This is a genomic window from Bacillus sp. MMSF_3353 (genome assembly GCF_030733445.1).
Classification (GTDB): domain Bacteria; phylum Bacillota; class Bacilli; order Bacillales; family Bacillaceae_G; genus Bacillus_A; species Bacillus_A wiedmannii.
On the sequence record NZ_JASHJA010000032.1, the window covers coordinates 1 to 11,873 of the forward strand.

12 protein-coding genes, 1 tRNA gene and 5 pseudogenes are annotated in these 11,873 nt (G+C 30.8%); 4 read left to right on the forward strand and 14 right to left on the reverse strand.

Annotated elements, in window-relative coordinates:
• Positions 1–47: 47 nt before the first annotated feature.
• The 6 genes and pseudogenes from RBB48_RS27740 to RBB48_RS27760 all read right to left on the reverse strand — a co-directional run bounded on the left by RBB48_RS27740 (position 48) and on the right by RBB48_RS27760 (position 3,714).
• Positions 48–121 (reverse strand) — tRNA-Ile (locus RBB48_RS27740).
• Positions 122–355: 234 nt separating this feature from the next.
• On the reverse strand, positions 356–1,351 hold the full coding sequence (locus tag RBB48_RS27745) for a type II toxin-antitoxin system antitoxin SocA domain-containing protein (protein ID WP_306008463.1): 996 nt from the start codon (positions 1,349–1,351) through the stop codon (positions 356–358).
• Between the two features lie 40 nt (positions 1,352–1,391).
• Positions 1,392–1,571 (reverse strand): annotated as a pseudogene (locus tag RBB48_RS31765) (hypothetical protein); the annotation flags it as partial.
• A 355-nt stretch (positions 1,572–1,926) separates the two neighbouring features.
• Complete coding sequence (locus tag RBB48_RS27750) at positions 1,927–2,532, reverse strand: hypothetical protein (protein ID WP_242015977.1); 606 nt, start codon at positions 2,530–2,532, stop codon at positions 1,927–1,929.
• On the reverse strand, positions 2,529–3,011 hold the full coding sequence (locus RBB48_RS27755) for a hypothetical protein (protein ID WP_000825893.1): 483 nt from the start codon (positions 3,009–3,011) through the stop codon (positions 2,529–2,531). The genes RBB48_RS27750 and RBB48_RS27755 overlap by 4 nt, the downstream gene beginning before the upstream one ends.
• Positions 3,012–3,420: 409 nt before the next feature.
• On the reverse strand, positions 3,421–3,714 hold the full coding sequence (locus RBB48_RS27760) for an ArsR/SmtB family transcription factor (RefSeq protein WP_088610620.1): 294 nt from the start codon (positions 3,712–3,714) through the stop codon (positions 3,421–3,423).
• Positions 3,715–4,339: 625 nt separating this feature from the next.
• On the opposite strand from RBB48_RS27760, the pseudogene RBB48_RS27765 reads away from it, so the two are divergent.
• A pseudogene (locus RBB48_RS27765) lies at positions 4,340–4,558 on the forward strand (hypothetical protein).
• On the opposite strand, the pseudogene RBB48_RS27770 reads toward RBB48_RS27765, so the two are convergent.
• Positions 4,482–4,842: pseudogene (locus RBB48_RS27770) on the reverse strand (hypothetical protein); the annotation flags it as partial. The pseudogenes RBB48_RS27765 and RBB48_RS27770 overlap by 77 nt on opposite strands.
• 395 nt (positions 4,843–5,237) lie before the next feature.
• Between RBB48_RS27770 and RBB48_RS27775 the strand changes: the two are divergent.
• Complete coding sequence (locus tag RBB48_RS27775; protein ID WP_098134995.1) at positions 5,238–5,705, forward strand: hypothetical protein; 468 nt, start codon at positions 5,238–5,240, stop codon at positions 5,703–5,705.
• A gap of 246 nt (positions 5,706–5,951) precedes the next feature.
• On the opposite strand, the gene RBB48_RS27780 is transcribed toward RBB48_RS27775, so the two are convergent.
• Together RBB48_RS27780 and RBB48_RS27785 are read right to left on the reverse strand one after the other, a co-directional pair.
• Positions 5,952–7,322, reverse strand: a complete 1,371-nt coding sequence (locus RBB48_RS27780; RefSeq protein WP_306008464.1) for a lytic polysaccharide monooxygenase — start codon at positions 7,320–7,322, stop codon at positions 5,952–5,954.
• Positions 7,323–7,620: 298 nt separating this feature from the next.
• Positions 7,621–7,782, reverse strand: a complete 162-nt coding sequence (locus tag RBB48_RS27785) for a hypothetical protein (RefSeq protein WP_306008465.1) — start codon at positions 7,780–7,782, stop codon at positions 7,621–7,623.
• A gap of 486 nt (positions 7,783–8,268) precedes the next feature.
• On the opposite strand from RBB48_RS27785, the gene RBB48_RS27790 reads away from it, so the two are divergent.
• Positions 8,269–8,688 (forward strand): hypothetical protein, encoded by a 420-nt coding sequence (locus RBB48_RS27790; RefSeq protein ID WP_097890828.1) that lies wholly within the window; start codon positions 8,269–8,271, stop codon positions 8,686–8,688.
• 69 nt (positions 8,689–8,757) lie between these two features.
• Here the strand turns inward: RBB48_RS27790 and RBB48_RS27795 are convergent, their stop codons facing one another.
• From RBB48_RS27795 to RBB48_RS27815, 5 genes and pseudogenes are all read right to left on the reverse strand, one after another.
• Entirely contained in the window at positions 8,758–8,973 is a 216-nt protein-coding gene (locus RBB48_RS27795) for an alpha/beta-type small acid-soluble spore protein (RefSeq protein WP_001167052.1), read from the reverse strand.
• A 153-nt stretch (positions 8,974–9,126) separates the two neighbouring features.
• Positions 9,127–9,330: pseudogene (locus tag RBB48_RS27800) on the reverse strand (methyl-accepting chemotaxis protein); the annotation flags it as partial.
• 198 nt (positions 9,331–9,528) lie between these two features.
• Positions 9,529–9,942 (reverse strand): type VII toxin-antitoxin system HepT family RNase toxin, encoded by a 414-nt coding sequence (gene hepT / locus RBB48_RS27805; protein WP_098149697.1) that lies wholly within the window; start codon positions 9,940–9,942, stop codon positions 9,529–9,531.
• Entirely contained in the window at positions 9,932–10,339 is a 408-nt protein-coding gene (gene mntA, locus RBB48_RS27810; protein WP_306008466.1) for a type VII toxin-antitoxin system MntA family adenylyltransferase antitoxin, read from the reverse strand. Before mntA ends, hepT begins: the two co-directional genes overlap by 11 nt.
• 191 nt (positions 10,340–10,530) lie before the next feature.
• A complete protein-coding gene (locus tag RBB48_RS27815; protein WP_306008467.1) occupies positions 10,531–10,878 on the reverse strand; it encodes a YxeA family protein in 348 nt (115 codons plus the stop codon).
• Positions 10,879–11,278: 400 nt separating this feature from the next.
• Here RBB48_RS27815 and RBB48_RS27820 point away from each other — a divergent pair.
• A pseudogene (locus RBB48_RS27820) lies at positions 11,279–11,827 on the forward strand (TetR/AcrR family transcriptional regulator).
• Positions 11,828–11,873 lie beyond the last annotated feature (46 nt).

Genomic DNA, 11,873 nt, shown 5'->3' on the forward strand with positions numbered 1-11,873 from the left:
AAACAAGGAGAAAGCACTCAAATGAGTGCTTTCTCCTTGTTTATAAGTGGACCTTGTAGGACTCGAACCTACGACCGAACGGTTATGAGCCGTTTGCTCTAACCAGCTGAGCTAAAGGTCCAAAGCATAAAATTTACTTCATAAGGCGTATTCACATATATCATTTTACCATATAATGTATTAATTTACTTTACATTTTATTTAATATGCATATTTACATCATGTTAAAAGTGTTTATATTCTGTACTCCTTATCCTTTGTAATTATTACTATCTTTTAATACCTTTACAGGGGTTTGGTTAACAGTAAAAAAATCGATATATCAATCATATTAAAAATAATATAATTACAACAATTAATTGTTTATATTTTCAAATACCCTTATACTATATTGTTTAATATCAGAAATAGTAACTAAATTATATGCCTGTTTCATTGTATTAAAACAATTATCTATCTCCTCTTTTTCCATGATAGGTTTACCAGAATTATTATCTTCTAATTCTAGATCAGCTACTTCCCATGGTAAGTTAAATAGAATCATTTTTTCTAAACTCTTCCCACTATAACAGCCTAAAGTATTAACTACATAATCTAATAGTTCCTTTTCTATTTGAGTTAACTGATTTGTACTATCATAATTGAATTCAAGATTGTCGTACTGATATCCTTTGTATTTATCAAAAATAACTCGATATACCGGGCCGTGACTTCCTACTTCACAATCATCTTCAAATAAATATGTTCCAGTAAACACCCTACAAAATCCTTGCGCATAGTATAAAAGCTTTTGAAGAGCTAAAGGAGTAATATCATCATTTTTATATAGCAAATAATTAGCAACTGCCTCAATTTTCGTAGTCTGTGTAGAAGTAAAATTCTCATTTCCCTGCAGCTTTACAATCGCTTCTTTAGAAACCCTATATGCTTTTTGCGTAATTAAACCTTTATTTCTTTCCAGAATATCTAGCATAAAAGATTGATCCCTACTTAATCTTTTCAATATATCCGAGTACTGCTTTGTCGGAATATCCCCATTTACATACCTTGTTAAGGTAACTTCACCCCAACCTAAAAGTAAAGACAATGGACGTTTTCCAATCTTATATTTTTCTAAAACCTCTTTTATTTCAGAGATAGTAACTAACTGCTCCTGTTGCCTATATGCATGATCTAATTGTTCTAAATTATAATCATGAATGTCAGAAACAAATATTTCAGATTTACACTCTCCGCATTTTGCTTCTTTACCCACGTAATGATATTGCTTCCCTCTAATGACTGTCATTTTTGGAACATCTTTTGTAGAATAATTCACCATATCTCGACAACACTCACATAAAACCAACATAAAAATCCTCCCTCATTCTAAAACCATTAGTCACTTATCTTTACCTAAAAAGATAAGTGACTGGTTTATTCCTTTTATGAAAAGAAACAACAATCATGTATTTGTTCCTATCCTTATTTTCAATCAGATTCGTCTTAATATATATGTCTACCGACTTCTTTTGTCCCCAATCATCTAGCTCATATTGTGGACAAAAGATATACAATTTTTCATGAGCAAATACAATAAGCTACTTGGCATAGGCATTTCACATTTCGGGCAATATTCTCTATATCTATCTTGCAATTGCATAATTATTTCTGTCCCACATTGATTACAATTATTCATGTAGCAATCTCCTTTAATGGATAACTCAATTGGTCTCTCCTGTATTTTTTACTCTCCTAAAATTATATATTATACTATCAGGTTTTTACATATTATTCCCATCCCACTTAAATTTAGCATTAAAAAACCTTCCATTAGGGAAGGTTTTTTAATCTATATATCTATTTGACAGTAATCTAATAATTAATATTGTTTAATGAAAGCTTCTTATAACTTAATAATCAGAATGAAAGCTATCATGCTAATTATTAATCTATAGATTCAAATTCAGAGAATAAACAATTAAATAAAGTGAGCTTATTACAAGAAATATATTCTGTTTCTATACCTTCTAATGTAGTATTTAATAACTCTTTAGAGATATAATTAAACCCTTTTTTATCCATAAAAATTTTAGCCTCTTCTAGAAGTTTAACGTATTGTCCACTATCACTTATATTATTGAAATTCCATTCATCTGTTTCTTTAATATAGCTAGTTTCCTCTAACATACAGTAATAATAATTTCCCAGTAAACTAATAAAGATCCTTAAATCCACTCTTTTTCCACCTAATAATTTAATTAACTCAATATCATCATCTAAAATTTTCTGATTACTGTGAGCTAAAACCTTATACTCTAAACACTGGCTATTAGGTAAATCCGTCCAATTAACAACTGCATTATTAGAGTATAATTTTTGAAACTCGGTATACCAAATTTTATCTATATTATCTTCTTGACTATGTTGCTTTAAAGATAGTAACCTCTCATTTGGCTTTAAGATTTTTACTGATGATTTATCCGTAGGTCTTTCATAAGAAAAAAATGAATCTACTGTATTTAAAATATCACTTTTAGTAATTATACTCATTTTCTATTATCACCCTTGTTAAATCTCTTATCTGTTAGTAATTTTTTTGCCTTTTTCGCATCTTTATTTCCTTTTTTAGCTAAATCTTCAATCTCCTTCACAGTTTTATTTTTCATTGAGCCTGGAAATTCCTTATTAATAGCACCTTTTTTATATTTACCAATGACATCTTGTGCTTTCATTCCAGAAATACCAACAGCAGATCCAATTGTAACTAATTTACCTGCTTTCCATACCTTATGAACTACTTGTGCACCTCTAGCACCCCAAATAATCACAGGAATGGCTAATGGGAATGCAAATCGTTCTACTTGATTAAATTCTGCCACTTCAATTTTACTATCTTCTACTGTTTCTACACTAATAACCGGTACATTATCTAATTCATGAGTCGCTGCTTGCGTACTCATAGAAAATGATGTAGTTAATAGAGAAAATGCTGAAATACCTAATAATGATTTTGCTAATAACCTTTTCATAACAACCTCCAAATATTCCTGTTTTTACCTTACATGTAAATTTTACGATTTATTAGGAAGTGACTTCAAGTCTGTTTATTACTAAAATAATTTGTTATAATTCTTATAAGAAAACTCAGTTAATACAGTAGGTTTATTATTTATAAAGAAAATAATAAACCTACTCCACATCTTCCTATGAATTAGCTAAATTCCATCAATATAGGTACCCAAAAAAATATTTAATAACATAATTATAAGCTCTATTGAAAACAAATTAGTAGATTTTATTTCATTACACTCCTTTGAGAGGTACAGAAATTCTATGGACAATATTTTCTTATTTACACAGTAATCCTCATAAAATAAAATTATTATTTATATAAAGTTCCCTACTTAATAACAGGAAACTTTTTTGCTTTTTATTAACCTACAAGCCTAAAATTCCAACAATCTGACGAGCCTTAACATTATCTATATAATAATGCATCTCTAATCCCTTTCTTTCTGCACGAAGTACGGTTCCCCTTAATTTTGAAAGATGCTGTGAAACAGTAGATTGTGGGAGTCTTAATATTTCCGTTAATTGCGTAACATTACACATTTTATGATGCATTAATTCATTTACAATTTGTAATCGTACCGGATGTGCCATTACTTTTAAAACATCTACGTCTTCTTCGCGGATTTCAGCTAGATCTCTATCAGTTACTACTGTTTTCATTTCGCATTCTCCTTTATTATTAATTTCTATTTTTCTTATTATCCTTATAAATAGTACTTATAGATAATTACGATTTGTCCTGTTGAGAAAATGTATTCTCTTCTTAAAGCAAAAAGGAAACCTATCCTGAAAACAGTTTTCACATAAATTTGATCTATATTTAACACGCTTTGCTAAGCAAAAGTACTTCTCCTATCCTTTGTTTAAAGCAAATAAAAAATTCTGCTTTTGCCTTCCCGTCCTGAAAAATTGATAAGCAGTATCCCCCATCTCACACTCTACAAAATAATCATTTTATTTCTCAACATAGATACCTGGAATTTAAATACCAAAAATGGTAATATGAAGTCACCTTCAGTTGTCAATTGTGTCCCTTTTTGAAAGGCCCTGTCTATAATGACAAGGCCTTTTAAATTTCCTTAAATCCCCTTTCTATTTCGTTTTCTCTTGAATTCCAAAAGTATGTTTCCCCCCTTTGCATCTATTAAAACCCTATCACATTCATGCTCAATAACATTCCGCCTCGTAAATAACATATTATTTAACAAAATAGAAGCCCTACCAAATCACTATAGGAATCTCTTTTCCTCTATCATATTATCAGTAGAGGAAAGAGGATGTATGCATGGAAATCCTAGGACTAGACACGCTCGTTAGCGACTTTAGGTATACTTGAATACACAAATCTTTGCAACAATTTAAGAGTGTAAAGAGATGAAAAACATAATTCAATTGCTTCCTAAAGAGAAGCAGGTTAAAGTTCTTGGAAGCTTACTTTGAAACAGTGGCAAAGATGATTGAACAAAATAATTTAATTCTTTTAGAACAGATGAAAGCTCTATAACTAATTAGAAATAACAAATTTATGATTAATTAATCTTACATACGCTTCCATAAATTATCTATATTTATCTAACATACTAGCTTCTATCTTTACAGAAGATTTGGTTATACTCCTTTTCATCTTTTAAATTTGAATTCTTTCTTTTACAAGTTGAAATAGATCTACTAATAAACCTGGTGTAGACTCTAATTCTTGCTTCTGCTTCATATTCTCTTCTGTTACAGCACTTATAAACTCCCACAGTACTTGTGCTCTAATTGTTCTGCAAATCGTTTCTCACACATTTCAAATGTTTTTATCTTCGTTTTGAACACCGTCCTAATTTAATAATTTTCTTTCCTGTAAATGACTAGATCAAAATTATTAGCTCTTGTCAGTAGATTCCAATATTATGTATAATGACATTATCTTTTTACCAATAAACGGTAATGACGAGGTGATACAAGTAAATAAACCAAACGTGTCATCAAAATATTAAAGAATCTATTCCATGTACATTAAGATACATATATAGAATTTAAAACCATGAAATTTTATGTACAGATTGAATTACTACAAGATGGAAGATTGGTAGCAAATGTACTCAAGAAAAAAGAGCATTCAATTTGCTTAATGTTATAAAACTACTTGATGTGACATCTGTTGAATGAATTAAAAACATACTCAGGGGGAATTTCAAATGAAAACATTTAGTAAAGTATTATTAGCGGGAACATTGGCTCTTGGCAGTTTAGCAGCAATGAATGTGGAAACACCGAAAGCTCATGCTGATGGGGCGAGCGAATATTGTCGTTACATTTGCGGTCCTAAAGAAACATTAAATAATTTCACAATTCAACTTTCAGATACGAAATATAGACTGGGACAAAATATCATTCTACGAGCAACAAATGATAATGCATATGATGTACATTACACAGCATCTTTTGAAAAACACTACGATACTGGTTGGGATTATTATGACGCTGATTTTCACTATGGTTCCTTATTACCAGCTGGAACAAATGTATATGAAGATTTTGATGCTGAGACTGGCAATGGTGGAGCAATTTCTGAACCAGGAACATATCGCATGAAAATTAAAGTAACACATGCTGATGGACACGTTGATACAATGTACACAGCGCCAATTACATTAGCAAATTAAATCATAAGGTTGCTTCATATCTTATTGTTTTTATTATCTATCAAATATTTATTCAAAGTACCTAATCTTTTAATTCGTATTAGGTACTTTGAATAATAGTTTTATTTTTAGGTTACGTTCGCTATTAATAGGTATTGAAGATGCAGAAATTGATATTCAAACAATATTAAGGGTTAAAAAATAGGAATACCTTCTCTTATAATTGTCCCATTATTTAAACACTAAAGGGATTCACTATTTACAGCATTAGTTTACTTCTTTCCATAATGACAATGCAAAAATCCAATTTGAATCTCCATTCCCTTGATAACTCTGAACTGCCTCATACACCTTATTCTCATGAACTACTCTATCTCCTGCTTTATACGCTTTACGCGCATCCCATTGTTCATAAGAGTTTTCTTGTCCTTTTGTTATAACTGTGATGGCATCACTTTTCATTGATTCATTACCTGATGTATCGACAGCAGATACAACATACTTATATGCTGTATTCGCTTGCAAATCTTTGTCCATAAATGAAGTTGTATTAGCAGTACCTATTTCTTTCATGGTCCCTCCAACTTCTCTGTATACAATATAATGGCTCACATCTACATTATCCTCCGATGGACCCCACATTAAATCAATACTACTCGTAGTGGTTCCCATACTGTGTAATCCTTTAGGCTGGGTCGGTGCTTCTGTATCTGGTTTTTCCTCTGTTGTTTTAATAACTAGTGCTTCACTTTCCTCAGATATATTCCCTGCAGCATCTACTGCTCTTACTGTATACGTATATTCTGTGTTTGGGCTTAATTTTTTATCAATTATACTTGTACCGACTACAGTATTAATTAACTCCCCATTACGTAACACTTGATATTCTTTCACCCCTTCATTGTCTGTTGCAGGTTTCCAATTAAGTTCTACACTATTTGAAGTAGCTTTTATTACTTTTAATTCAGATGGCTGGGTTGGTGCCTCTTTATCTGGTTTTTCATCATTTATTAGATTCACATCAATCACATTATAGAAAGCGTTTACAGTATCAGCTACATCCCAAACAGCTAAAATAACATGATACCCACTACGATCAGTTGGTACATTGATTTTATGTGATAAATTATTAGTTGCTTTAGAACCATCGTGTTTTACAGTACCAATTAACTCGAAGTCTGCTCTTGTTAGAGGTTTATTTGGATCCCATCCCTTTTTTGTGATGTAATAGTGCCATTGACTTGTTGAATGAGGAGCTGTGTATTTCCAAGTGAAGATATTTTCTCCGCTTTTAATCGTATTCTTAAACCATCTATCAGCTGTTTGTTGATCAAGAATCCCACCAAACAGGCCTCCTGCTGAAGCAATTTTCCCGTCTGCTGGTCCACCCTGTGGGAATCCTTTAGGAGCTTCTAAACTTTGCGGTTCATACATTATATTTCCACAATTTGAATTCAGCGCTCCATAATTTTGACTGCATAAAGCTGCACGGCTACCTGGCTTTTCAACAAACCCATGTGCATAGGCATTTTGAGGAATAAGAGTTGTACTCATAATTCCCACTGCTACTGCAGCAGCACTTAATCCTTTTTTATTTGTAGCCATTTTTCTAAACTGCCCTAGAATTTTTTTATTCATACTACTAGTCCCCTCCTATTGAATTTCTTACTATATTAAGAGCATGGATATAAGTGAAGGCTAAACACGTATAACTAAAATGAACAATTGAATACACAATCTCATAATTTCATACTCAACTATTCATTTACCTTCATTACATTCAAATAACCCTATAGTTGAATTATTACATACTAATTTATTAAACTTTCACAGAAATTATGACAGTTATTGGACTTTTTCCCGTACCCCTGTTTTGTCTTAAAAGTTCTTCTTACTGTAATTTTAGAACAAAAAACGTATTCCCTCTTACATTTACCTACACAAATTTAAGAAATAAATAATTCAAAAGGAAAAATAAAAATACTACAACAAAGAATTTCCGTTTGTTTCTTTTCGTTGGTTTTCCAGCATGTTGTATATAAGAAAACAAGGCAATACCTGCCATAGTAAATAAAAAGATTTGATAATAATCAATCATCTGTAATCCCCCTCCATACAAAAAATAAGAAGCCTCTTTTTGAGAGGCTTCTTATTTTTAATACAAACGACATACATAGGCTAAATATACACAATAAGATTAGGATGCTGAACCTTATTGCAGCTTTATTATAGCATATAACCCTTTATTTTTTTGTTTAATAATTCCGAATTATACAAATTTATCAACATCTGAGTGTTTATTTACATACAATTCACAATAAAAAACAAAAAATATCCACGGATAAAACCAACGTATGTAAAAACCAGCTACCATCCCATTCATAGTTTTAAAAATTTGTCCTATCCTTCTTTTAACAATACTTTAAACTTCGGATAGATTACCGTATATCGACATCTTATGTATGCAAAATTACATATCAAATCTCATTGAAAATCATTCTCGTTGTAACTATAATGGTTTCAAGAGGTGATATTTTCACTTCCTTTTCAAATCTCACAATATATTAAAGGAGGAACTAGCATTATGAAAAAAGTTATTTTAGCAGGGGCATTAGGAATTGCAGTATTATCAGGTATGAATTTACCAGGAGCAGAGGCATCTAAAGCGAGTGCGGCAACTACAAATTTAGACATTCAAGAAGTTACAAAATATTACTCTATGAGTTCCTATGAAGTTTCTCAAAAAGAATCATTTAATCTTAATAAAGGAGAAGAACTTACGGTCTTTGTACAAAATTCCGGGTTCCCAATTTCTTATACAGTCTTTGATGCAGATGATCAAGTAATTGGCACATACAATGCTAATTCACCATATGGTCGCGTATTCAAAGCACAAAAAGACGGTAATATTTCTGTACAATTTCAAGCAGGAGTAAATTCTTCTTACATGAAGAAAATGAATTTCACAGCTAAATTTACAGTTTCTAAACTTAACCAACAATAAAAATTTTAACAATCCTCTTTAAAAGAAAATTAAAAAGGTATATCCCTTCAATGGGATATACCTTTAACTTTAGTGAATTTTATATTGACCAGATAACTGCTCTTGCGCCATACGAACTAAACGTTTCGTAATCTCTCCACCTACTGAACCATTTGCTCGTGATGTTGAATCTGGTCCAAGTGTAACGCCAAACTCCTGAGCAATTTCATACTTCATTTGCTCAATTGCACTTGCTGCCGCTGCTACCAAAATCTCGTTTGAATTATTATTTTCTCGAATTTGCATTTCTAACACACCTCCATTTAATTGGTAATATCATGCTCTATTTCCAATTAAATATGCAAAATTTATATTTATTTAAGTAAGCATGTGATTTACATTATTAAATTCAAATTTAAAAAAGTTTTTTCAATAAAATTAATCTGATACTTATTAATTTTATTGAATTTTAAACTCTCCAATTAATTCTTGTAACTCTTGTGATAGCCAACTTAATGATGTTGCTAGTTCTGCAATTTCTTGTACATACATTTCTTGCTCTTTCATACTAGTCTCTACATTACTACTGCTATCCACATATGTATTGGCAATATGTGATAATTCATTTACAATCTGAACAATGTTATAAATTATATTTAGTATTTGTTAACGGCCAGAGGAACGAAATAGGTATGAAAAAGTAGCTAATATGCTAGAATGTCCAAATAGTATTTATTTTAGTGTACTTATTGGTGAGGAATAGAAACTAGTTTTTATTTAATTTTTTCGAAAGTAAAAAAGAGACCTATTTATTAGATCTCTTTTTTACTTTATCCCAGCTTAATTAGTCTATTCCTTTGCCTAAAATTCTAATATCCCCATAACCTCTTTTGTAAACAGTTTAAAATCAGTTAAGTGTTTTTCAATAATTTGCCGAACAATATCTAAATTTACACTTTGATAATCATGTACAGCGATATTTCGAAATCCAACCATCGCCTTTAACTTATTTGCCAGCTCTGCGCTAAGTAGTCCTGCTGTAACCAATAAATCAAAAGCTTCTCGACTAGATTGAGGTAGCCCCAGTTTTTTCCCAGCAACAATATGCATTGCTAAATCAATACTCGCTTCACAAGCTCTTTGTATATTTAATATTATTGAATCTTGCTTTGTATAATCCTCTAAATTTTCCGGTTCATTTCCATACACATCTTGGATTCTTTTTATACAACGCTCTATTGTGGAAATTTTATTCAAAATAACCTCATTCTTCATATATTGAACCTCTTTTCTTTATATCATCGAATACTATCTTGCGTTCCTCATTCAATTTTGAATACATTTTTAAAGTTTTCATTTCAAAAATAATTTTCCGTTCTTCATCAGAACAAAAAATTGTCTTTCCTGTATGTATAATCTGAGCTTGAAAAACTGTAGAAGCTTCGGATAAATCAACTAAATCAACATCTCTATGAACAATGTTAGCTAACTCCTGTGCTAATAAAAAACGTTCATAATTCCCTAAAGTTGTATCACTTACATAAGCTATATCAATATCACTATCTTCCCGTTCTCTATTCTCAGCCGTTGATCCAAACACAATTATCCAATAGGGATTCACCGTATCTTGTAATTTTTCTATAATAGCTGTTATCATGCTTTGAAAAATCATTTAATTAATCCCCCTTATTGTACTTGAATTTTATTATATCATAACCATTACGAAATCCATTAAGCTTCGACAAATACATAAACAAAGTTAAACCTTCTTAGTACTTAAAGCATCTCAAAATTGCGTGTTTATCCCTGTAAAAGCAAAAGAAATAGAGGATATATTTCTCTAACAATGGCATGTTTTATATGTTAATTCACCTTTAGTTTTTCTTTTACTTTTGAAGGGAGGTCGTCTTTCTTAACCTCTTCCCAAGATTTCACACCTTTTTCCTCAGTGTAATATATAAGTAAAAATGCTTCTTTACGAAGATTTTTTAATGCTGTAAACTCCATTTCCTTTTCCTTACCGTCCTTATCAAATCCGGACAATTTATATTGGTAAGTCGTATCACCATTAACATTTTTCTCTTTTAATTGTTCGCCATCCTTATTAATTTGAACATAATATTTATCTGTACCAAGTCGGTTTAAGTTACAACCCGATAAAAACACAGTAAATATCACAAAAACACTAAACAGAAGCATTATTCGTTTCATATTATTCACCTCATATTTCTTCTCAAAAAAATTATATCCCAATCTTTTTACTGCCAAAATCTATTAACATTACGCTAACATTACATTTTTGTAAGATAGTCACTATATATTCAAACTAAGCACCCGATGGACTTCAAGCCTTAGGATAAACTGTATATTTTCAGATAACAACTATACTATGTAACACGAACGACTACATATATAATAATATGAAAGCATCATTTAATTTTTGCAGCATGAGGGAAGCAAGAAACTCATGATTTACTACATATTTATCATTTTGGAATAAACATATTTAGCAGCAAATGATATAAAAAACTTCTATTAAAAATATAGCAAAAAATTTAAGGATTCAGAGGTCGATAATACTGAATTATTCAATTTGAGAAGAATATAAATTATGACTAAAGTTGATAAAGTAAAAGAAAAAATAATTGAAACAGCTTTATATTTATTTAATACACAAGGGATTTCCCGTAGATCCATTCAAGATATCATGGACGCCGTTTCTCTGCCTAAAGGCGCTATTTATCGCCGATTTAAAAGTAAAGAAGAAATTGCATTGGCTGCATTTGATAAAGGTGGAGAAATCATATGGAAACATTTTTATGCGGCTATAGAAAATAAAGAGAATGTTATAGATAAAATCATCGCCATCTTCCTTGTATACCAAAATGCGGCCAACAATCCTCCAATAGCCGGTGGTTGTCCTTTACTTAATTTTGCAATTGAAAGTACAGATGTTTTCCCTGAATTACATGCTGCAGCTGCAAAAGGATATGATAATACAGTAGTTCTAATGGAATCTCTTATTAAAGAAGGAATCGAAAAAAACGAAATTAAAGATGATATAGATGTCATGTCACTCGCTTCTTTCCTTTCTTCTTCCATGGAAGGAGGCTATTATGGCTAGTCGAGTATCAAACACCATCATTATTTTATAGAATAAATAAGACATCTTCTTAATTCATACTCTAATTAAAAAAGAAATATAA

Excerpts from the sequence above, each read along its gene's own strand:
- RBB48_RS27745 (WP_306008463.1), bottom strand. The coding sequence starts at position 1,351 with ATGTTGGTTTTATGTGAGTGTTGTCGAGATATGGTGAATTATTCTACA.
- RBB48_RS27750 (WP_242015977.1), bottom strand. The coding sequence starts at position 2,532 with ATGAGTATAATTACTAAAAGTGATATTTTAAATACAGTAGATTCATTT.
- RBB48_RS27755 (WP_000825893.1), bottom strand. The coding sequence starts at position 3,011 with ATGAAAAGGTTATTAGCAAAATCATTATTAGGTATTTCAGCATTTTCT.
- RBB48_RS27760 (WP_088610620.1), bottom strand. The coding sequence starts at position 3,714 with ATGAAAACAGTAGTAACTGATAGAGATCTAGCTGAAATCCGCGAAGAA.
- RBB48_RS27775 (WP_098134995.1), top strand. The coding sequence starts at position 5,238 with ATGAAAACATTTAGTAAAGTATTATTAGCGGGAACATTGGCTCTTGGC.
- RBB48_RS27780 (WP_306008464.1), bottom strand. The coding sequence starts at position 7,322 with ATGAATAAAAAAATTCTAGGGCAGTTTAGAAAAATGGCTACAAATAAA.
- RBB48_RS27785 (WP_306008465.1), bottom strand. The coding sequence starts at position 7,782 with ATGATTGATTATTATCAAATCTTTTTATTTACTATGGCAGGTATTGCC.
- RBB48_RS27790 (WP_097890828.1), top strand. The coding sequence starts at position 8,269 with ATGAAAAAAGTTATTTTAGCAGGGGCATTAGGAATTGCAGTATTATCA.
- RBB48_RS27795 (WP_001167052.1), bottom strand. The coding sequence starts at position 8,973 with ATGCAAATTCGAGAAAATAATAATTCAAACGAGATTTTGGTAGCAGCG.
- hepT (WP_098149697.1), bottom strand. The coding sequence starts at position 9,942 with ATGAAGAATGAGGTTATTTTGAATAAAATTTCCACAATAGAGCGTTGT.
- mntA (WP_306008466.1), bottom strand. The coding sequence starts at position 10,339 with ATGATTTTTCAAAGCATGATAACAGCTATTATAGAAAAATTACAAGAT.
- RBB48_RS27815 (WP_306008467.1), bottom strand. The coding sequence starts at position 10,878 with ATGAAACGAATAATGCTTCTGTTTAGTGTTTTTGTGATATTTACTGTG.